The 20,723-nt window shown below is 62.7% G+C and carries 16 protein-coding genes and 1 tRNA gene; 12 read left to right on the top strand and 5 right to left on the bottom strand.

What is annotated here, in order from left to right; translation table 11 throughout:
* Positions 1-610 precede the first annotated feature (610 nt).
* Genes G6032_RS07180 through G6032_RS07160 form a run of 5 tightly spaced genes read left to right on the top strand, consistent with a single transcriptional unit; the run spans position 611 to position 7,869 of the window.
* Positions 611-874 (top strand): hypothetical protein, encoded by a 264-nt coding sequence (locus G6032_RS07180; protein ID WP_165281455.1) that lies wholly within the window; start codon positions 611-613, stop codon positions 872-874.
* Positions 867-2,702, top strand: a complete 1,836-nt coding sequence (locus G6032_RS07175) for an N-6 DNA methylase (protein ID WP_165281454.1) — start codon at positions 867-869, stop codon at positions 2,700-2,702. The genes G6032_RS07180 and G6032_RS07175 overlap by 8 nt, the downstream gene beginning before the upstream one ends.
* A gap of 39 nt (positions 2,703-2,741) precedes the next feature.
* Positions 2,742-4,217, top strand: coding sequence for an N-6 DNA methylase (locus tag G6032_RS07170; RefSeq protein ID WP_165281453.1), 1,476 nt, complete (start codon positions 2,742-2,744; stop codon positions 4,215-4,217).
* On the top strand, positions 4,214-5,470 hold the full coding sequence (locus tag G6032_RS07165) for a restriction endonuclease subunit S (RefSeq protein ID WP_165281452.1): 1,257 nt from the start codon (positions 4,214-4,216) through the stop codon (positions 5,468-5,470). The genes G6032_RS07170 and G6032_RS07165 overlap by 4 nt, the downstream gene beginning before the upstream one ends.
* Positions 5,467-7,869 (top strand): DEAD/DEAH box helicase family protein, encoded by a 2,403-nt coding sequence (locus G6032_RS07160; RefSeq protein WP_165281451.1) that lies wholly within the window; start codon positions 5,467-5,469, stop codon positions 7,867-7,869. Before G6032_RS07165 ends, G6032_RS07160 begins: the two co-directional genes overlap by 4 nt.
* A gap of 715 nt (positions 7,870-8,584) precedes the next feature.
* Here the strand turns inward: G6032_RS07160 and G6032_RS07155 are convergent.
* Together G6032_RS07155 and G6032_RS07150 are read right to left on the bottom strand one after the other, a co-directional pair.
* Positions 8,585-9,865 (bottom strand): ATP-binding protein, encoded by a 1,281-nt coding sequence (locus G6032_RS07155; RefSeq protein ID WP_165281450.1) that lies wholly within the window; start codon positions 9,863-9,865, stop codon positions 8,585-8,587.
* Positions 9,866-10,227: 362 nt separating this feature from the next.
* Positions 10,228-10,303 (bottom strand) — tRNA-Ile (locus tag G6032_RS07150).
* A 210-nt stretch (positions 10,304-10,513) separates the two neighbouring features.
* On the opposite strand from G6032_RS07150, the gene G6032_RS07145 reads away from it, so the two are divergent.
* The 4 genes from G6032_RS07145 (at position 10,514) to G6032_RS07130 (ending at position 12,170) form a co-directional block, all read left to right on the top strand.
* Positions 10,514-10,756 carry a hypothetical protein gene (locus tag G6032_RS07145; protein ID WP_165281449.1) on the top strand — a complete coding sequence of 81 codons (243 nt, stop codon included), beginning with the start codon at positions 10,514-10,516 and terminating at the stop codon, positions 10,754-10,756.
* Positions 10,753-11,322: a nucleotidyl transferase AbiEii/AbiGii toxin family protein gene (locus G6032_RS07140; RefSeq protein ID WP_165281448.1), complete on the top strand. Its 570-nt coding sequence runs from the start codon at positions 10,753-10,755 to the stop codon at positions 11,320-11,322. The genes G6032_RS07145 and G6032_RS07140 overlap by 4 nt, the downstream gene beginning before the upstream one ends.
* A 168-nt stretch (positions 11,323-11,490) precedes the next feature.
* Positions 11,491-11,757, top strand: coding sequence for a type II toxin-antitoxin system Phd/YefM family antitoxin (locus G6032_RS07135; protein WP_165281447.1), 267 nt, complete (start codon positions 11,491-11,493; stop codon positions 11,755-11,757).
* Entirely contained in the window at positions 11,745-12,170 is a 426-nt protein-coding gene (locus tag G6032_RS07130; protein ID WP_206211857.1) for a type II toxin-antitoxin system VapC family toxin, read from the top strand. Before G6032_RS07135 ends, G6032_RS07130 begins: the two co-directional genes overlap by 13 nt.
* A gap of 13 nt (positions 12,171-12,183) precedes the next feature.
* Here the strand turns inward: G6032_RS07130 and G6032_RS07125 are convergent, their stop codons facing one another.
* From G6032_RS07125 to G6032_RS07115, 3 genes are read right to left on the bottom strand one after another with little or no spacing between them, the layout of a single operon-like run.
* Positions 12,184-13,362 carry a patatin-like phospholipase family protein gene (locus tag G6032_RS07125; RefSeq protein WP_165281446.1) on the bottom strand — a complete coding sequence of 393 codons (1,179 nt, stop codon included), beginning with the start codon at positions 13,360-13,362 and terminating at the stop codon, positions 12,184-12,186.
* Positions 13,343-16,387: an efflux RND transporter permease subunit gene (locus G6032_RS07120; protein WP_165281445.1), complete on the bottom strand. Its 3,045-nt coding sequence runs from the start codon at positions 16,385-16,387 to the stop codon at positions 13,343-13,345. The genes G6032_RS07125 and G6032_RS07120 overlap by 20 nt, the downstream gene beginning before the upstream one ends.
* 16 nt (positions 16,388-16,403) lie before the next feature.
* The gene (locus G6032_RS07115) at positions 16,404-17,465 is read right to left on the bottom strand and encodes an efflux RND transporter periplasmic adaptor subunit (protein WP_206211856.1); all 1,062 of its coding nucleotides are present in this window, start codon (positions 17,463-17,465) and stop codon (positions 16,404-16,406) included.
* Between the two features lie 75 nt (positions 17,466-17,540).
* Here G6032_RS07115 and G6032_RS07110 point away from each other — a divergent pair, with 75 nt between their 5' ends.
* From G6032_RS07110 to G6032_RS07100, 3 genes are all read left to right on the top strand, one after another.
* Complete coding sequence (locus G6032_RS07110; protein ID WP_206211855.1) at positions 17,541-18,041, top strand: helix-turn-helix domain-containing protein; 501 nt, start codon at positions 17,541-17,543, stop codon at positions 18,039-18,041.
* A gap of 125 nt (positions 18,042-18,166) precedes the next feature.
* Positions 18,167-19,198, top strand: a complete 1,032-nt coding sequence (locus G6032_RS07105) for a DUF2860 family protein (RefSeq protein WP_165281443.1) — start codon at positions 18,167-18,169, stop codon at positions 19,196-19,198.
* Between the two features lie 98 nt (positions 19,199-19,296).
* The gene (locus G6032_RS07100; RefSeq protein ID WP_165281442.1) at positions 19,297-20,661 is read left to right on the top strand and encodes an NAD-dependent succinate-semialdehyde dehydrogenase; all 1,365 of its coding nucleotides are present in this window, start codon (positions 19,297-19,299) and stop codon (positions 20,659-20,661) included.
* Positions 20,662-20,723: the final 62 nt, after the last annotated feature.

The following is a 20,723-nucleotide window of genomic DNA, read 5'->3' as shown; positions in this document are numbered from 1 at the left end:
ACCCTTACTGCCCGCGAATCCGCTCTCGATGGGAGTCGCGCACAGGGTCTCCCATCATCTCCCTCGCGAGCTCACACAGCATCGCCACCTCGTCAGCCGCTCGCTAGAATGGCATCTCGAATTCATCCGCAGCGCCCTCGATCAGCCGCCACAGCGCGAGGGTCAAGCGGTCGGCCCGGGAGAGGTGCCGCGCCTGAGGGCAGTCCAGGGCGAAGTCGAGGGCGGCGAGGAGGGGATCGGAGGACATGGGCAACGGAGACTACCGCCTTGGCGGGGTCCCCAATGCCTTGGGCAATAATTGGGCGAATTGCGCATGAACACGGCATACCTTGATTCATATCGCCCATACGAAAGGATGAGACTGCACCCCTGAAGTAGAGGCGGCTTTGCGATGCGGCCGTCCTGCTCCCACTAGAGGGGTCCTCTCCATGCTCCCACGGGATCTAAAGAAAATCCCAACTGTTTCATAGAGTTATAAGAAGATCGCTTTCAGCAGCCAAATTTATCTCGACTAAAAAGAAAAAATCTAGCTATTACCGCTTGACAATAGATATTACTGGCCCTAGTCTTTGCCCACAGTCGAACAGCAGCCAGGCGGGAAAAGACCACCATGAAATACAGCAAGCATGCTCGGAAGCGAAAGGGACAGAGAGGCATTCAGGACTGGATGGTCGAGCTTGCCCAGGATCGCGGAAAAATTGACGGTGATCATGCCGTCATGGGACGTAGGGAGATCATGGGGCTGCTAGCCGATGTCGATCGCTTCAGGGCCGGCCTATTGAAGGTTCTCGACAAGGGCGGCATAGGCGTCGTTACAAAAGGCGATACGGTCATCACAACCTATAACGTTAACAAGAGGCGCCGTCATGACTAATTCCGATCTGGTCCAATCGGTTTGGAGGCAGACGCTGGACGCATGCCGGGGCACACCCGTCGATGAGGGACGTTTGGCGAGATTTCTGGGACAGTACGTAGCGTGGCATCTGCTGCCAGTAACTTTCACGGATTTTCCCGAGCACCTGCACGCGCCGAAGGCCGGGGGCGAAGTAACCGGTGACCAAATCGATCGAGCTTGGCAGGAATTGATGGCCTGCGATGCTCTTGGCGATGCCCGCTACGCCTTTGCGACCGACCCTAAGGATGTCCATCAGCACTTGTCCAAGAGCACCCTCTCGAAGCTCAACGATTTCCTTTGGGGCCTTATCCTTTTTGATGCCCGTCAAAGGGAAGAATTGGCGCGCACGATTGCTAGCGCCTGCCTCAATGAGTTCCTGAGAGCCCAACGCGATATCCCCCAAGAGATCGCAGAGTTTATGGTTCGGTTGGTTGCGCCAAAGAAGGGTGAAGGGCTCTTCTGTCCAGGGCCCATGCCTAATGCGCTTGCCGTCGCTGCGATGCAGCGTGGTGCGCGCCCTCGAATCGTGACTTCGAACCCGCCAGTCCCCGCATGCATCTATGCTGCGGTTACAGGTGCAGAGCTCGATGTTGTTATCGAAGACCCTTATCGCCCCGAAGCACTCGCTAAGGACGGGGCATCCGCTGAGCGAATAGCCACAATCTGTCCGAGATTCGGCAAACTGGGGGACAAATCAGGTCTTTATTTCAGTCAATTTGGAGTACGCACGTTGGAAGCCCTCGGAATTGAGCTTGCTCTACGGCAGGGTGCGGAGCGAGTTGCGGTATTGGTCCCAAATGGCTTCCTTTTCACATCGGGTCCAGACCAGGCTCTAAGACGATATCTCGTCGAAAAGGGATTGGTTGCAAGCGTGATCGCTTTCCCAGGTGGTCTGCTTAGCGGCACCAGCATCTCTTTTAGTGTGCTCCTGCTTACGCCTAAAGCGCCTGCGTCCACCGCAGTCTTTTGTAAAGTTGACGAAAAGGAGCATCTATCCGGGCGAGGCAAACTCCGGGTACACGATCAACGCTTCGTCGGCGCTGACCACCTGCTGCAGTTGATCGAGCGGCCGGACGGAGTAACCGCCGTTACCGTTGAGTTGGACCGGGTTCAAGAGCAGGATTGCCTGCTTACCCCAGACCGGTATCTCTCTCCGCCCGACGATTTGCTTCAGCATCTCGAGGGCAGAGTCACTCCGCTCGGCGATTTAGTGGTTATCGTGAAACCCCAATTCCTTCCCGCCAATGAAGGCGAGGCAGGTGTGGCGATTCAAGAAGCAACGCCGGGTGAGATGCCAGAGTTCGGGTTCCTGACGAGAGTAGAGCGCGTGCGTCGGGTGGACCCTGAACTGTTGGATGCCAAATCCAGTCAGGTGCTCCAGCGCGGCGACGTGCTTCTTTCCACTAAGGGCACTATCGGGACGGTTGCTATCGCAGACCCGACCCCCGATCAGGCTATGCCGCTGCTCCCATCCCAGGCGTCAGTTATTCTTAGAATTCGTAGTGGTGCGGGCATCAAGAATCCTCGGTTCTTGGCAATGTATTTACGATCCCCCGCAGTCCAGAAGATCCTGGAAGCACTGTCTACTGGTGGCACAATTCCCAATATTTCCCTGGCCGACCTTCGCGCGATCCCCGTCTGGGTGCCTTCGATGGAGGAGCAGGAACGCTTGGTGGAAGCGTTTGACCGGCAGGCGGACATTGAGCACCGCATCGCGGAACTCGCGGCTGAGCAGAGGGAGATTACGAATCGGCTGTGGCGTGAACTTGGGCTGTCGGGCTCGGCTGGTGAGCCACGGGTTAATTAGATTGCTAGCCATTTAGTAGAAACTGGGTAACGGATAACCATGTTCGAACAAACCTTCCGCAACATCGACGACGTCCTTTGGAAGGAGGACGGCTGTGCCTCCGAGCTGGACTACACCGAGCAGACTTCGTGGATGCTGTTCCTCAAGTACCTGGATGACCTGGAGTACGAGCGTGCCCAAGAGACCGAGCTGGTCGGCAAGTCTTACCGGTTTATCATCGATGATCCTTATCGCTGGTCCGCCTGGGCCGCACCCAAGAACGCGGCAGGCGAGTTCGACCACGACACCGCACTCACCGGCGCCGACCTGATTGCCTTCGTCAATGGTGAGCTGTTCCCCTACCTGCAGGGGTTCCGGGAGCGAGCTACCGGGCCGGATACCATCGAATACAAGATCGGCGAGATCTTCAGCGAGATCCGCAACAAGTTCCAAAGTGGCTACAGCCTGAGAGATGCGCTTGAGCTGCTCGATGGTCTGACCTTCCGGTCGCAGAAGCAGAAGCACGAGCTCTCGCACCTGTACGAGGCGAAGATCCGCAACATGGGCAACGCCGGGCGTAATGGCGGTGAGTACTACACGCCGCGCCCACTGATCCGCGCCATGATCCAGGTGACCAACCCCCGCATCGGCGAGCGCATTTACGACGCCGCGGCCGGTTCCGCAGGCTTCCTGTGCGAGGCGCATGACTATCTTCGCTATGGCCCAGACGGGAAGGGAGATGGCAGCCACCTGTCCACCAGCGACCTGGACATCCTCCAGACCCGGACCTTTTACGCCAAGGAGAAGAAGAGCCTGCCGTATGTGATCGGGATCATGAATATGATTCTGCATGGCATCGAGGCACCCAATGTCGTCCACACCAATAGCCTCACCGAGAACCTGAGCGACATTCAGGAGAAGGACCGCTTCGACGTGATCCTTGCCAATCCGCCCTTTGGCGGCAAGGAACGCAAGGAAGTCCAGCAGAACTTCCCGATCAAGACCGGCGAGACGGCTTTCCTGTTCCTGCAGCACTTCATCAAGTACCTGAAGGCGGGCGGCCGTGGCGCCGTGGTCATTAAGAACACGTTTCTGTCCAACAGCGACAATGCCGCCCGTGCCCTGAGGAAGGATCTGCTGCAGAGTTGCAACCTGCACACCATCCTCGACTGTCCGGGCGGTACGTTCCTGGGTGCCGGCGTGAAGACCGTCGTGCTGTTCTTCGAGAAGGGCGCCCCGACCCGGAAGATCTGGTACTACCAGCTGGATCCGGGCCGCAGCCTGGGCAAGACCAATCCGCTCAATGACAACGACCTGAAGGACTTCGTCGCCCGCCAGGCAAACTTCGAGGACTCGGAGAATTCCTGGACGGTGGACGTCAAGGACATCGATCCGGACAGCGTCGATTTGTCGGTGAAGAACCCCAACAAGGCCGAGGCGGCGCCCCTGCGTGATCCCGAGGTGATCATCAACGAGATCGAGACGCTGGATAAGGAGAGCGAGGAGATCCTGGAAGGGATTCGGGGGATGTTATGAGGGAGGATTGGAGGGTGGTTCCCTTGGCAAAGGTCTGTAGCTTGTTTACGGATGGTGACTGGATTGAAACGAAAGACCAGTCACCTAACGGTATAAGGCTTATTCAGACGGGAAACGTAGGGCTAGGCGAGTTCAAAGACCGGAGAAGAAAGGCCAGATTCATTTCTGAGGCGACCTTCAAAAGGCTCAATTGCCAGGAGGTTAAGGCAGGCGATTGCTTGGTGTCGAGGCTGCCTGATCCCGTCGGCAGGTCGTGCATTGTCCCGGAATCTGAGGACAAAATGATCACGGCGGTTGATTGCACCATCATGCGCTTTGACGAAGATAGTCTGATTCCGGAATTCTTCAATTACTTCTCGCAATCCGTGGAATACCTCAATGAGGTCGAGACGTACTGCACTGGAGCGACTCGCAAGCGCATCAGCCGTAAGAATCTCGGCAAGGTGCAGATTCCCCTCCCAACGCTCTCCGAACAAAAGCGTATCGTCGCCATCCTCGACGAAGCCTTCGCGGGAATCGCCACCGTCGTCGCCAACGCCGGAAAGAATCTCGCCAGCGCCAGGGAGTTGTTTGACAGCAATCTGAATGCGGCCTTCATCCGGCTGTGCGAGACATGCCAGATTAAGGCACTAAGCCAGGTCGCATCGGTGAAAGGCGGCAAGCGCGTGCCTAAAGGATATAGATTGAGGACGGCGCCGACAGACTACCCCTACATTACGGTTTCCGCATTTACTGACGAAGGTGGAATCGACCCCGATGGCGTCAAATACATCGACGAAGACGTCTACAAACAGATACGTCGGTACACAATTAATAGCGCGGATGTTTACATCAGCATTGCCGGCACAATCGGGAAGACAGGCATAGTTCCAGATGAACTAGATGGTGCGAATCTCACCGAGAACGCCTGCAAACTCGTTCTTGAGCCCGACATTCTTAGCCGTTTCGTATACTTTTTCACCAAGACAGCATCCTTCTCGGATCAGGCTCTAAAAAATACAAGAGTCGCGGCACAGCCTAAGCTCGCTCTAGAAAGACTTAAGACCATAGAGCTGCCGGTCCCGGCTATAGAGTTTCAAGAACAATTGGTTACAAAACTCGACGATTTGCTGTCGGAGGTCCGCAGGTTTGAAAGTGTTCAACACCAAAAGCTGAATGCCCTCGACGAACTGAAGCAATCCATCCTAACGAAGGCCTTTTCTGGTGAGCTAACCGCTAGACCTCATCAAGAGATCGAGACGGCCTTAGCATGAACGAAGCCGAAACCCGCGCTGAACTCATCGATCCGGCCCTGAGGGGCGCGGGTTGGGGCGTAGTGGAGGCCAGCCGGGTACGGCGCGAGGAGCTGATTACTCTGGGCCGGCTGCAGGGCGCCGGCAAACGAGCCAAGCAGGACATCGCCGATTACGTGCTGATGTATCGCGGCCAGAAGCTCGCCGTGATCGAGGCCAAGAAGCGCAGCCTGCCCGTGACCGAAGGACTGGCCCAGGCCAAGCGGTATGCCGAGCGCCTGCAGGCCCGGTTCGCCTACGCCACCAATGGTGATGGCATCTACCGGGTGGATATGCAGACCGGCTCAGAGGGTCCCGTCGAAGCTTATCCATCGCCTGAGGTCCTGTGGGCCGAGACCTTCGGCGAGAGGGATGACGAGCACAACACCTGGCGCGAGCGCTTCGGCGTCGTTCCCTTCGAGGACAAGGGCGGGTTCTGGCAGGCGCGCTATTACCAGCACAACGCCATCAATCAAGCCCTGGAGGCCATCGCCGCAGGGCGAGATCGCATCCTCCTGACGTTGGCCACCGGCACCGGCAAGACGGCAATCGCTTTCCAGATCTCATGGAAGCTGTTCCATTCCCGCTGGAGCCTGGCGGCACGAGCATTGGGACAGCCTGGACGTCAGCCTCGAATCCTGTTCTTGGCTGACCGGAATATCCTCGCCAACCAGGCCTTCAATGACTTCTCGGCCTTCCCCGAGGATGCCCTAGTACGGATCGACCCGGAGACCATCCGCAAGAAGGGACGCGTGCCAAAGAACGGCAATATCTTCTTTACGATCTTCCAGACCTTCATGACCGGACGGGACGCAGAGGGCAACCCAGCGCCAAACTTCGGTGACTATCCGCCGGACTTCTTCGATTTCATCATCATTGATGAATGCCACCGGGGTGGAGCCAACGATGAAAGCAACTGGCGTGGCATCATGGAGTACTTCCAGCCCGCCGTTCAGCTGGGCCTGACCGCCACCCCCAAGCGGAAGCACAATGCCGACACCTACGGCTACTTCGGTGAGCCGGTCTACATCTACTCCTTGAAGGAAGGCATCAACGACGGCTACCTGACACCGTTCAAGGTCCGCCAAGTCGCCACGACCCTGGATGACTACGTCTACACGGCTGATGACCAGATCATCGAGGGCGAGATCGAAGAGGGCCGGCGCTACACGGAAGATGACTTCAATCGCGTCATCGAGATCAAGGAGCGCGAGCACTACCGAGTGAAGCTGTTCATGGAGCAGATCGACCAGCGCGAGAAGACGCTCGTGTTCTGCGCCACCCAGGAACACGCATTAGCAGTCCGTGACCTCATCAATCAGCTCAAGACCAGCACCGACCCGCATTACTGTGAGCGGGTCACCGCGAACGATGGCAAGGAAGGCGAGCGTTTCCTGAAGCAGTTCCAGGACAACGAAAAGACCATCCCGACGATCCTCACCACCTCGCAGAAGCTGTCCACAGGTGTGGACGCGCGTAATGTCCGGAACATCGTCCTGATGCGTCCCGTGAAAACCATGATCGAGTTCAAGCAGATCATCGGCCGGGGTACCCGTCTCTTTGATGGCAAGGACTACTTCACGATCTACGACTTCGTGAAGGCCTACGAGCACTTCAACGACGAAGAATGGGACGGCGAGCCCCTGCCGCCCGAGCCTTGTGAGACATGCGGCAACCAGCCTTGCACTTGTCCCAAGGGAGATCCTCAGCCGTGCTCCGTATGTGATCAGCTGCCTTGTGTCTGCGAGAAGGAGCCGCCAAAGCCGTGTGAAGTCTGTGGCGAGTGGCCCTGCATCTGTGAGAAGCGCCGCAAGGTGAAGATCAAGCTGGCCGATGGCAAGGAACGCACCATCCAGCACATGAGCGCGTCGAGCTTCTGGAGCCCGGACGGGACACCCATCTCGGCGGCCCAATTCATCCAGCGGCTGTTTGGTGACCTGCCTGAACTATTCAGGGACGAGGACGAATTACGCGCCTTGTGGGGCCGGCCCGACACCCGCAAGAAGTTGCTGGAAGGGCTGGAAGAAAAGGGCTACGGCATCGAGCAGCTGAAAGAGGTGGGCAAGTTGATCGAGGCGGAGAACAGCGACCTATATGACGTGCTGGCCTACATCGCTTTCAACATGGCGCCGGTGACGCGGGCGGAGAGAGTAGACGCGCACAAGAATCGAATCTTCCAGGGGCGTGACTACCGGCAACAGGAGTTCCTCAGCTTCGTGTTGGGCCATTACGTGGCGCAGGGTGTTAGTGAACTGGACACCGATAAGCTACCGCAGCTGATCGAACTCAAGTATCAGAGCCTGGTGGACGCCGTGCGGGAGTTGGGGCCTGTCGGGCAGATTCGAGAGGTCTTTGAAGGGTTTCAGCAGTACTTATATTGATGCGCTACGGCGCAGAATTTTGTAACCAAACGGGCATTGAGAGATTGCCCTATGAGCTGTGAGTGTACGGTATGCCCGGAACAGTTCTCAATCCGATATGCAGAGGCCTCGTCGGCTATATTTCTTTTCTAGCACCTTGTACGGCGTCCACGGTATACACCGAATACTTGCTCTACGAGCCGTTCTATCGCATTGCTACAGCGCAAGGTTATAGCGTGCGCGCAGAGGTGCCAGTGTACGACGGCGTTCGGCGTCGCGGGGACCACAAACGTATCGATTTCGTACTGCAGTCCACTACCGACACTATTGCGATTGAGCTTAAGTGGATCAAGAGCCAGCGACCGAACATAACGAATGATGTCGAGAAACTGCGTTCATATAACGAACGTATCTGTCCTTGTAGAGGATATGTAGTGACATTCGGTAATTATTCAGATGTATCGCAAATGACGCCGCTATACAAAGGAGCCAGGTTAGGCAAGTCTGATAACGTGGTGACTTGGGATTCTGGGAGAACCCACTACGCATGTACGTGGTTGAGATTTTCCTAGGCAAGTGAACGCGCGACAAGTTCGCTTTTGGCTCTCGACGAATTGGCGAAGATCTCTGGCGCCAATCTCCGCAGTCCAGGACGTCTGAGGCCCCCAAATAAAATGGGAACGGTGGGCTCCGCCCGGCGAGGAATTTAACGGCGCGGAGGGAAAGACCGACTGTCTCAATCAGAAACCCATGGCGGGTCCACCACCTGAAATGCTTCATCACCGGATACGCACCCGGCAAATGCGAAGACGTCACGAGAAATATCTTTCAGCAATTGATTGAAATGATCTGAATCCCGACAACTGTAACGCGGCAAATGAAGTACTGAATTCTCAAACTCTCCAGCAGAATTGAAAACCGAGCGTCCGCCATATCGGATCAGGGTCGGTGGCTCAGAAAATAGCAGCGAATAGTCCATTCCGTACTCGGCATCTGGTGCGCCCATGCTTTCGCGCACTCGCTGTACCTGCGTCAAAAAATTAACAGCGAAAGCTGCAGTCCAAGCTCCGAACAGCAGTACTTCATCTTGACCACGATTCTGCCACTGCACGATCCAGGCTACGGCACCATTGTCGTGGACTTCGATGGCGGCTCTCATTGGTTGGGAATCAGATATCCATGAGCATCCCCTGACGATTGGGCGTCGGCGAACATATGGCTTAAACATATGACAATCGCATTGGCCTTGCCCGATCGTAAGACGAACATCACGCGGAGCCGGTACGATTCCGTCGGAGGTATGAACGTCTGGAACAATAAGACCCGATGTGACCGGCACCGCTACGGCTATTAGTCGGCCAACCGAGGGCACAACAGCATCATCAGACGAACGCCGGAGGTCTTGGTCCCAAGAACTAAGATGCTCCGCGCAACGTTCCTTTACCCGTCTGAATCTTTCTTCAAAGCGCTCGGTCGCAGCGGAAACCAAAAGCACTGATTCTTGGATTTCGCGCATAGTCATTCTTTCAGTGCGATCTGCCCTTCGGATGTAACATTCCTTTGTAGTAACTAGTCTATGAGGGGCGCCGACGGATTTCTCTATTTCTATAACTACTACTCCGTTTCCTTGAGCATCGAGACTCACCTCCTTAACCTGTGTTGCGCCAAGCTGCGGCTCAATGCAGTCACGGATCTGCAACCGAATGCGTTCCGCGAGTTCTGCGCATCTTGGGATCGGAGTGATCGCCACGGCACGTCTCGGATGATCCTCGGATTCCCGAATGCCGAGTATGATCGTTCCGCCTTGGGCGTTTGCGAAAGCGACGGCTTCAGCGAGAATTTTGTTGCGGGCGTAGTCGCTCACCGTGCTGCCGCCACCAATCCACGGATCCTGGCCCTGTCGTGCCGGAAGAGTCTCTTTATACTCAACCGTTTCGCCCTCCGGATAGTTGGTGTCAACTATCGTAGCTACATCTTCTGGCGTTACATCGCTGAGTCGTTTGGAAAAGATTCGCACAACGTCACCAGAGCTCAAACAGGGTAGCTATTCGCTCGGTAACCTATCTCATGCGGCTCATCGTGACCAGTGGATGATGCGAAGACACGTTTAGGCGGAGTTCTTCGTCGGATTTTCTGAGACTCATCTATTGCTGTCTGAAGGCTCACTCTCAGCGTGCGTCGAGGACGGCGACGGCTAACCGCCCCCCGGGGGACCTCCCGGCCTCCCACCTTCCCACCTTCCCACCCTCCCAGGATTCCAGCGTCCCAGCGTCCCACCCGCCCAGGGGCCAGCCCGGCCGACGTCCCACCTATGCCCCACACCAAGGGATTCCAATCCCTTCACCTCCCGCCATAACCCGCCTAAGCCCATGATTTTCATGGTGGGCCCGCCAGGACTCGAACCTGGAACCAAGGGATTATGAGTCCCCTGCTCTAACCATTGAGCTACGGGCCCGCGTGCCGGGGACCTGGATTATACCTTCAGGCGCATGCGTCAGAGGCGGGGCGGACACCGCTGCGACCACCATGAGTGACAAAGACGTAAGCCAACTGCTGCGGTTGCACGAACGGATTAGAGACGACCTGCTGAATGCGATCGTGTCACGTCAAAGACCATGTTTCAGAGCAAGCCATCGCCGGTCTCTGACTGCGGTACACTGATTTCATGTCCAAGGTACCCGCCATAACGACGCGTTCCGAGGCGGAGAGCTATGCTGCTGCCTGGCGCCGCGCTGGGCCGGAGCTGGACTCGAAACGCCTGCAAGAGCTCCGGAGTCTTTCCGAGGAAGAGGCCGCTCGACGTTTCGCGGCATTGCTGGCTGCGATCGGAGAAGTGCCTATGCGCTCCAGCAGTGGCCTGGTCGAGCAGCAGCGACTTCTCGCCAGGATGCGCGAGCAGGACCGATGACCGTCGGGTCGGTCCTGCTGGCTGCCGTCACTGCACAGGAGGCATGCAAGAAGCTTGGATTGGCATTCTGCGTGATTGGCGGGGTCGCGCTGCAGCGCTGGGGAGAGCCTCGCTTTACTGCCGACGCCGACATTTCGGTGCTCATTGAGGCGGGACAAGAGCGGCGGATCGCCGAGGCCTTGCTCGGCGAACTGCCCGCAAGAATCGACGATGCCATCGGCTTCGCAACGAGAACACGCGTTGTCCTGGCACGCTCTGTGCACAACGTCGGCATCGACATCGTATTGGCCAGTTTGCCGTTCGAGGCCAGGGTGATTGCTCGAGCCACTCCCTGGTCTCTTGGTAATGGCCATTCGCTGCGGACTTGCGGCGCCGAAGACCTCGTGGTCATGAAGGTATTTGCGGCACGCGACAAGGATTGGGCCGACGTCACCAGCATCCTGGAAAGGCAGGGGAAGAAGCTCGACCTCGACTTGATCCGGCAGGAGCTGGTGCCGCTGCTGGAGGCGAAGGGCGAGCCGGACCTCCTGGCCGAACTCGAGAAGCGTATCAAGCGTCACCTCTAGCGTACGAATACCGGGTCAATGTTGGAAGCCGATTGACGATCCGGATCAATGACCAGTGCCGCCTCGGCCATCCGCCCGGCCGCTTACGCCTGGTAGCTCACCGGCGGCCGTTGCAGCCGTGCGCACCGATACGTAAAATCAGATACCATCTGATTCGAGGCTGCAGGCATGCGAAAGATCACCGCTACGGAACTGGCGCGCAACCTTCGCGCCGTGCTCGACCGGGTGCGAGAGTCGGGCGAGTCGTACGTCGTGGAGCGGGGCGGGCAGCCCGTGGTCCAGGTGTCACCGACGCCCGGTCGGCAGGATGCGCAGCAGGCACTGGCCGACCTCTACCGCACGTTAGCGCCCGAGGCGGCGCAGGACTGGCTGGAAGACGCCCGCCGTGGTGGCGAGGCGCTCGACGACGAGCTGCGCGATCCGTGGGTTTCCTGATCGACACCTGCATCTGGATCGACGTAGAGCAGGGCCGGCTCGGCCCGGCGGACGTGGCGGTCTTCACCGGCGATGCGCCGGTCTACCTGTCCCCGATCACGCTCGCCGAGCTGCGCCTCGGCATCGAGAAGGCGGCCGATGCCGGCGTGCGCCAGAAGCGACTGGCGACCTACCGGCGGATGAAGCGCAAGCCCTTGCTGCCGATCGACGCCGACACAGCGGACGTGTTCGGCGAGATCGCAGGCATCCTCGCCCGGACCGGCGCACGCTCCCATCGCACACGAGTGCAGGACCTGTGGCTGGCCAGCCAGGCCATCCAGCATGGCCTCGGCCTGGTGACGCGCAATCCCGCGGACTTCGCCGGAATCCCGGGGCTCGACGTGGTCGAGGTGAAGGGCACACCTGCGCGTTGACGGGCGCTCGCCCTCACTCCCCCGTCGGCACCATCGTCCATTGCTGCCCGCTGCGGGCGAGCTCGTAGCCGAACTCGAACAGCCGGGTCATGTACTCGCGGTCGAAGGTCTCGGCCGGCTCGCCCTCGAAGCTGTCCGGGATGTAGGCGACGTGATAGTTGAAGCCGTGTTCGCCCGACACGGCGTAGAGCTTGGCCAGGTCGCCGATGCCCTGGGCCCTGATGAGCGTCGAGACGGTGCGCGTCAGCACCGGGACCAGCCGGCGGGGTACGGCCTTCGCGTCCTGGCGGATGCGCGCGTTGCGGATCACGTACAGGTCGGGCGCGCCCTGCACTTCGAGATGCGTAAGAACCTCGGTCCAGTCGATGCCGAGCGAGGCGAGGAACAATTGCGAGGTGACCCCCCCGTCCACGTGCATCTCGTCATAGCGCTGGCCATCCACTTCGACTTCGATCATCACCGGTGGAAAGGCGCCGGGGATGGCGGTGGAGGCAAGGATGACGTCGTACATGAGTTCCCGCGCCTCCGGCGTGCCGAGGGCGGCGATGCGGGTGAGGTCCCACACGACCGGTCGTCCGGCGTCGAGGTTGGTGGTGCCGACGAACAGTGAGCGGCCGCGCGCACCCTCGGCGGCGATGGCGGCGATCACCTCCTCGTCGAGGTAGCGGGCGATGAGCGCGCGCAGGCGGCCGGTGCTGAGGGCGGCGTCGCCGCGCAGGATGCGCACCAGGCCGCGGGGCTCCACCAGGTCCCCGGTCGAGTAACGCGTGTAGACCTCGCGCAGTGTTGCGTCGTAGGCCGGGCCGAGGAAGGCGAAGGGTGCGATCAGGGCGCCAGTGCTGGTGCCGGAGACAATCTGGAACTCGGGTCGCGAGCCGTGTGCGGTCCAGCCCGCGAGCAGCCCGGCGCCGAAGGCCCCGTTGCCGCCGCCGCCGGACAGGACGAGGTAGTCGTGCTCGCGGCCCATCACGCCGCTGTGCGTCTGGCGCAGTGTCTCCTGCGGCAGGCTCAGCCAGGCCTGGAGCTCGCGCGGCGGCTCGTCGCCCCACTGGCGGGCTGCCGGGATCGTGGGCAGCTGGGCGATCTCTGCCTGCCCCGGCGGCGGCTCGAGCCGCTCGGGCGGCGCGGCGCAGCCGGCCGCTGCCGCGAGCAGCAGGAGTGCAAGGGTCCGGCTAGGACACAGCCGGCTCACGGATCCGGAACAACATCGCATATAGCAGCGGCACCACGAGCAGCGTCAACAGGGTGGCGAAGGCCAACCCGAACATGATAGTCACGGCCATGCTCTTGAAGAAAGGATCGAGCAGCAGCGGCGCTACGCCGAGGATGGTGGTCAGGGCCCCGAGGAAAACCGGCCGCGCGCGACTCACCGCGGCGCCGATGACGGCGTCGTAAGGCGGCTCCCCCGCGTTGATCTGCGCGTCGGCCTGGTCCACCAGCACGATGGAGTTCTTCACCAGCATGCCGATGAGGCTGAGGAAACCGAGGATCGCCATGAACTCGAACGGCACCCGGAACAGCAACAGCCCGATGGTCACGCCGATCAGGGCCAGCGGCGCGGTCAGCCAGATCACGAGCGGCTGGCGGAAGGCGTTGAACATCAGCACGACGGCCAGGATCATCGCTGTGAAGCCGTAGGGCGCGGAGCCCGCGAGCCCGGCGTTGGCCTCGCGCGAGGCCTTGTATTCGCCATGCCACTCGAGCTCGTAGCCCGGCGGCAGCTCGATGCCCTCGACCGCGGGCTGCAGGCGCTCCAGCAGCGGCGCGGACAGCTCGCCCGGCAACGGGTCGGCCTGGGCCTTGATCACGGGGAAGCGGTTCACCCGGCGGATGATGGCGTCCACCCACACCACCTCGACGCCCGTCACCAGTTGCGCGACCGGGATGTAGCGCTGCGCGCCGGGGCTGTAGACCAGCACGTTGTCGAGCTGCCCGGCGGTGAGCCGCTCCGCCCGGGGCGCCCGGGAAATGATCGGCACCAGCGTGTCGCCCTCGCGATACACACCTACGTCCTGGCCGGTGAAGGCGCGGTTCAGCGCCGCGCTGACGGCGGTGATGTCCACGCCCGCGCGCTGCGCGGCGATCGGGTCCACGGCGGGCCGCAGCACCGGCACCTTTTCGCGCCAGTCGTCCTGGATGGCGATCGCGCCCGGGTCTTCGGCCATCACCGCCTTGGCGCGAGCGGCGAGGGTGCGCAACACCTCGGTGTCCGGGCCCCGGAACGCGGCCTCGATCTTCTTGCCGCCGCCGCGACCCAGCATGAACTTCCAGGCCTTCACCGCGGCGTCGGGATGGCGCTGCGCCAGGGTTTCCTGCAGCTCGGTGACGAGGCCGGCGATCAGCGCCGGGTCCTCCACGTCCACCAGCAGCTGGCCGTAGGCGCTGTTCGGGTCCTCGGGGCTGTAAGTCAGCATGAAACGCAGCCCGCCCTGGCCGACGAAGGTCGTGACGTGGCTGACGCCAGGCCGGCTGCGCACGTAGGCTTCGGCCGCGGCGAGTTCGGCGGAGGTGCGCTCGATGTCGGTGCCCTGCGGCAGGGACATGTCCACCACGAACTGCGGGCGCGCCGACTCGGGCACGAAACCCGGCGGGACGAAGCCGAAGCCGTAGACCGCGCCGGCCAGCAGGGCGAGCAGCGCGGTCACGGTGGCGAGGCGGTGGCGCAGCGCCGCCCGCAGCAGTCCGCGGTAGCGCTCCAGCACCGGATGCCGGCCGGCACCGAGGTTCTGCTTCACCTTGAGGAACTGCACGCACAGCAGGGGCGTGACGGTGACCGCGAACACCCAGCTCAGCAGCATCGAGTAGAGGATCACCCAGAACAGGGAGCCGGCGTACTCGCCCATGTCGCTGGGCGACAGGCCGATGGCGCTGAAGGCGAGGATGCCCACCGCGGTGCCGCCCAGCAGTGGCCACTTGGTCGCCTCGACCACCGCCACCGCGGCCGGCTCCGGCTCCTCGCCCTGCTGCAGCCGCACCAGGATGCCGTCTGCGACTACGATGGCGTTGTCCACCAGCATGCCCAGCGCGATGATCAGGGCGCCCAGGGAGATGCGCTGCATGGCGATGCCGTCGAGCTGCATCGCCACCAGCGTGCCGGCGACCGTCAGCAGCAGTACGAAGCCGACGATCAGCCCGCTGCGCAGCCCCATGAACACGACCAGCACGGCCACCACGATCGCCACCGCGGCGACCAGGTTGGCCACGAAGCCGTCCACGGCCGCGCGCACCGAGTCGGACTGGTAGGAAATGATGTTGAGTTCCATCCCGACCGGGCGCTGCGACTCCAGCTCCGCCAGGCGCTGGCGCACGGCGTCGCCCATCGTCACGACGTTGCCGCCGGCCACCTGGGAGACGCCGAGCCCGATGGCGGGCCGGCCGTCATGGCGGACCAGCGCCCGCGGCGGCTCGACCAGGCCGCGGTCGATGTCCGCGATGTCCTTGAGGAAGATCACCTGGCCGGCCGTGCCGGCGGCCAGGGCGATGTTGCCGATGGCGGCGACCGAGTCGACCTGCCCGGTGGGCGCGATCTCGATGCGCTGCGCGCCGATCTCGAGGTTGCCGGCCGGCGTGATCACGTTCTGTTGCTGCAGCGCCTGGTAGATCCGTTCCAGCGGGATGCCCAGCTGGGCGGCCCGGGCGGCGGCGATCTCGACGAAGATCGCTTCCCGGGGCGCGCCCAGTGTCGCCACGCTCGCCACGCCGGGCACCAGCATCAGCTCGCGCTGCAGTCGGTCCACGTAGTCGTGGACCTGCTCCAGGCTGTAGCCGTCCCCGGTGACGGCAAAGAACAGCGCATACACCGCGCCGAAGTCGTCGTTGACGACGGAGGGTCCGGCGCCCGGGGGCAACCCTCGCTGGACGTCGGCGATCTTGCGTCGCAGCTTGTCCCAGACCTGTTCGAGTGCCGCCCGGTCGGCGGCAAAGCGCAGGTCGATCTCGACCTTGACCTGCGAGCTGCCCATGCGCGACACCGAGGTGACTTCCTTGAGCTCCTGCAGCTGCTGCACCGCGCCTTCGATCACGTCGGTGACCTCTTCCGCGACCTGCGCGGGCAGGGCGCCCGGATAAGGCGTCGCGATCACGGCCTGGCGGATCAGGAACTCGGGGTCCTCGTAGCGTCCGAGACGCTCGTAGGCGAGATAGCCGCCGACCAATACCAGGGCGCAGGCCACCCACGCGATCGTCCGCCTGGCGAGCGTCCATCCGGCAAAGTTCACGGGCGCCTCCTGCGGCTCAGAGCGGCCGGACCGGCATGCCGTCGCGCAGGTGATGCACGCCGGCGACCACGATCCGCTCGCCGGGGGCGAGGCCTTCCAGCACGACGATATCAGTGCCGCGCACCGCGCCGACCGCGACCGGCCGGCTGCTCACCCGCGAGGTCTCCGGATCCACCACCCAGACCGTCGGCGTGCCGTCGGCCGCGCCGAGCACGGCCGCCAGCGGGACTGCGATCTCGTCGGGACCAGCGGCGTCCGTGTCGGGCAGCACCTCGGCCGGCATGCCCGGCAGCACGGTCACGCCCTCGGGCGGCGTGAAGCCGAGCACGACCTCGTAGGTCTGCGTCTGCGGATCGGTCTCGGTCGCGAAGCTCTTGAGCGTGACCGGGATGGGCCGCTCCGGCAGGCCCTCGAGGATCGCGTAGCCCGCCGCGCGCCGGGGTTCGGCCCGCACGATGCGCTCCGGCACGTGGATCACGATCTCGACCTCGGCCAGGTTCTGCAAGCTGACCACGGGTTCCTTGGCCTGCACGTTCTGGAAGTTCTCGACATGGCGGCGCGCGATGACGCCGGCGAACGGCGCCACCAGGCGCGTGTCCTCGAGTTCCTTGCGTGCGGCTGCGAAGCTGGAGCGGGCCACTTCCAGGGCCGTGCGCTTCTGGTCCACCTCGGCGCGCGCCACCGCCTGGGTCTCTTCCCAGATGCGCCGCACGCGTTCGTAGTCGGTCTGTGCCTTGTTGAATTCGGCGCGGGCGGCGGCGAAGCGGGTTTCGAAGTTGGCCGGATCGAGGCGTGCGATCAGTTGCCCGGCGGCGAGGCGGCTGCCTTCGCGCGCGCCGAACTCGACCACCTGGCCGGGCACGTTGAAGGCGAGTTCCGCCCGCTGCACCGCCCGCACGCGGCCCGGGAAGCGCAGCCCGGAATCACCCGCGACGCTGCTGATCTCGAGGATCACGGCGGGGCGCGACACCTCGGCCGGCGGCGGCGGGGGCGGCTCCTCGCAGCCGGCCAGGGCTGCCGTCCCGGCCAGCGCGATGAGAACGGCGGATACCCTGCTGAAACTGATGCTTCGGCGCACCGGCGCTCTCCTCTTGGTAGGACCGCCAATCTTCCGCAACCCTGCCGCTTGCCGACAATGACCTGGCCGCCCAGAATGGGTACGACCAAGCAACCGGCGGGTGCCCCGATGCGCTTCGGCTACGACGAGTTGACCGGGAGCTTCGGCCAGATCTGGCCGGTGCATGTCGAGCATTTCACCGAACTGCTGATCGCCCTGCGCCGGGAGTTCGGCGGCGACCTGGATCGCATGCTCGTCATGGGCGTGATCGGCCTCAGGACGCTGCCGCGGCGCCGGGTCGAGGGCCGCTCCTATACCGAGTTCCAGGCCGGGCAGTTCGCCGCGCAGGCGATGCCCATCAACGTGCAGTCGATCGCCGACACCACCGGCATCCCGCGCGAGACGGTGCGGCGCAAGGTCGCGGAGCTCGAGGCCGCCGGCCTGGTCGAACGGGAGAACGGCGGCCACCTCGTCGTGACCCCGCGAGCACGCGAAGTCCTTGCGCCCGCGACGCAGGCGACCATGCGCTACCTGGTGGCCGTCGGCGCCGCCTGCGTGGCGGCCACGGACTCCGCCTCCGGCCAGGTGAACACGTAGCGTTCGGGTCGCCGATCGGCCGATCGCTCGCACGAAGTCCCTTTCCCCATTTTGGGGCGTCACTCCATTGCGGTTCCGCGGATGCGTCACGGAATATTCGCAGCCTGTTTCGCAGGAGTAGACGCATGAAGACTTTGAGTGTTGCGCGGCTTCCAAGTGTGGCCGCGATCGTGCTGGCTGTGGCTCCGGTGTTTGCGGCTGACGACCGGGTGCCGGAGACGCAGGGCTTCCACGGCAACCTGCTGCTCGGCGCGGGCTTCTTCGACCTCGAGAGCAACCTCGTGGCAGGCAACGACCTGATCGACGCCAACACCAGCGTGATCACGTCGGTCACGCAGGCGCCGCCATCGAATGACACGACCTATGCCATCGTCAGCGGCGAGTTGTCCTACGTGTTCGGCGACCGGTGGGAAGCGTTTTTCGGCGTCAGTATCGAGGACTACGTGACGCTGGATTTCTCCACGCGGCTGGGCGTCCGCAAGCAGTGGGACGGCGTGGGGGTGCTGGGCGCGAGCTTCGTGACGACGGCCGCCTTGCCGACCGAGGCCTGGGCGGATCCCTACCTCGTGGGCGCGCCCCGCATCGCGACTGAGCGCGACGCCAGCGGTGCGCGGCTCGACTGGTGGCATATTTTCGGCACGAACTTCTTCGCCCGCCTCCAGAGCCGCGAGATCGAGCTCGACACCGAAGCGAGCGGTACGGATCCGGCGCTCGGCCTGGGCGCCGACGAGATCCTCCTGCTGCGGCGCGACGGCACCGACAGCCGCATGACGCTCGGCTATCGCCTGGAGAGCGGGCGCCACACGTGGCAGCCGGAGTTCACCCTCACGACGGCGGACCGGGACGGCGATGCGATTGCGGCCGACGCAAACATGCTGCAGTTGTCCTACCGTTACCGCGGCGACACATGGACGCTGGCGGCTTCGGCATCCGTCTTCCAACGGGAGTACGACGAAGCCAATCCGGTGTATGGCCTGAAGACCGATGCAGACGGATACGCGGTTTCGCTGTCGGCTTTCCGGAAGCTGGACCTTGGCGTGGGCGACTGGCGTGCCTTCGCCAGCATCATCCATGCCGAACACGATTCCGACGTCGACTTCCACGACGCTTCGGCCCTGGCTGCCAGCGTGGGCCTCGCGTATTTCTTCGGACGATAGGGAGGCGCTGCCGGCCCAGCTGAATTAACGGGACAGGGTCCGATCTCGCCCGGCGGTCTAGACTTGGGGTCTGAATGCATTGCCAGGAGGCTCCCGTCATGCCGATGACTTCCGTCAATCCCGCCACCGGCGAAGAGATTTTCCGTGCCGCGGGGCATCGCCCGCAGCAGGTCGAGGCGATTCTCGCCGACGCCGCCAACGCCGCGCCCGCATGGCGGGATCTCGGCGTCGAGGCGCGCTGCAAGCTCCTCGAACAGGCTGCAAAGCAGCTCGACTCGAAGCGCGACGAACTCGCTGAGCTCATGTCGCTGGAAATGGGCAAGCTCATCGGCGAGGCGAAGGCCGAGATCGAGAAATGCGCCAAGGCCTGCCGCTACTACGCGGAGCATGCGCCGGGCTTTCTCGCCGACGAACAGATCGGGACCGACGCGAGCCGCAGTCTCGTGACCTACCAGCCGCTCGGCACCATCCTCGCGGTGATGCCGTGGAACTTCCCGTTCTGGCAGGCGATCCGTTGCGCCGCCCCGGCCATGGCGGCCGGCAACACGGTGCTCTTGAAGCACGCGTCCAACGTGCCGCAGTGCGCGGTCGCGATCGAGCGGGTGTTCGAGGAGGCCGGCTTCCCCGACGGGGTGTTCCGCACCTTGCTGGTGGGCAGCGACGCGGTGGACGCGCTGGTCGCCGACGACCGGGTCCACGCGGTCTCGCTCACCGGCAGCGACGCGGCGGGGCGCGCGATCGGCAAGGCGGCGGGCGCACATCTCAAGAAGTCGGTGCTGGAACTCGGTGGCTCCGACGCCTTCATCGTGCTCGCGGACGCCGACTTGGAGGAGGCGGTGGCGCACGGGGTGAAGTCGCGTTTCCAGAACGCCGGGCAGAGCTGCATCGCGGCCAAGCGTTTCATTCTCGAGGACACCATCGCCGACGAGTTCCTCGAGCGCTTCGCTGCGGTCGCGGCCGAACTCGTGCCGGGCGATCCGCGTGCAGCGGACACGACGCTCGCGCCCATGGCGCGCGCGGACCTGCGCGACGAGCTGCACGCGCAGGTGACCGATGCCATCGAGAAAGGCGCGAAGGTGGTGACGGGGTGCCACCCCCTGGATGGTCCGGGGGCGTTCTATGCCGCATCGGTGTTGCGCGGGATCGCGCCGGGCATGCGCGCCTGGGAGGAGGAGCTGTTCGGTCCCGTGGCGCTGGCGATCACGGTCAGCGACGCGGACGCGGCGATCGAGGTGGCCAATTCCAGCCCACTGGGGCTCGGCGGCACGGTGTTCACGCGCGACAAGGAGCGCGGCGAGTCTCTCGCGCGGCGCCTGGCCTGCGGCTCGGCTTTCGTGAACGGGATGGTGAAGAGCGATCCGCGCCTTCCTTTCGGCGGCGTGAAGCAATCCGGTTATGGCCGGGAGTTGTCGCGCCACGGCCTGATGGAGTTCGTCAACGCGAAGACGTTGTGGATCGCTTGAAGAGCTAGTTGAAGTGCGCGTCTTCACGCGAGGCCGATCCGTTGGCCTCGCGCGGACGCGCC

The sequence above is a fragment of the Wenzhouxiangella sp. XN24 genome (assembly GCF_011064545.1).
GTDB lineage: Bacteria > Pseudomonadota > Gammaproteobacteria > Steroidobacterales > XN24 > XN24.
Note: the sequence above shows the minus strand (reverse complement) of the source record. Positions and strands in the feature narration are given on the sequence as shown.

What these genes read in the sequence shown, in the direction of transcription:
- G6032_RS07160 (WP_165281451.1), top strand. Translation starts at nt 5,467, where the DNA reads ATGAACGAAGCCGAAACCCGCGCTGAACTCATCGATCCGGCCCTGAGG.
- G6032_RS07110 (WP_206211855.1), top strand. Translation starts at nt 17,541, where the DNA reads ATGGGTACGACCAAGCAACCGGCGGGTGCCCCGATGCGCTTCGGCTAC.
- G6032_RS07105 (WP_165281443.1), top strand. Translation starts at nt 18,167, where the DNA reads ATGAAGACTTTGAGTGTTGCGCGGCTTCCAAGTGTGGCCGCGATCGTG.
- G6032_RS07140 (WP_165281448.1), top strand. Translation starts at nt 10,753, where the DNA reads ATGACCGTCGGGTCGGTCCTGCTGGCTGCCGTCACTGCACAGGAGGCA.
- G6032_RS07135 (WP_165281447.1), top strand. Translation starts at nt 11,491, where the DNA reads ATGCGAAAGATCACCGCTACGGAACTGGCGCGCAACCTTCGCGCCGTG.
- G6032_RS07145 (WP_165281449.1), top strand. Translation starts at nt 10,514, where the DNA reads ATGTCCAAGGTACCCGCCATAACGACGCGTTCCGAGGCGGAGAGCTAT.
- G6032_RS07175 (WP_165281454.1), top strand. Translation starts at nt 867, where the DNA reads ATGACTAATTCCGATCTGGTCCAATCGGTTTGGAGGCAGACGCTGGAC.
- G6032_RS07165 (WP_165281452.1), top strand. Translation starts at nt 4,214, where the DNA reads ATGAGGGAGGATTGGAGGGTGGTTCCCTTGGCAAAGGTCTGTAGCTTG.
- G6032_RS07180 (WP_165281455.1), top strand. Translation starts at nt 611, where the DNA reads ATGAAATACAGCAAGCATGCTCGGAAGCGAAAGGGACAGAGAGGCATT.
- G6032_RS07100 (WP_165281442.1), top strand. Translation starts at nt 19,297, where the DNA reads ATGCCGATGACTTCCGTCAATCCCGCCACCGGCGAAGAGATTTTCCGT.
- G6032_RS07170 (WP_165281453.1), top strand. Translation starts at nt 2,742, where the DNA reads ATGTTCGAACAAACCTTCCGCAACATCGACGACGTCCTTTGGAAGGAG.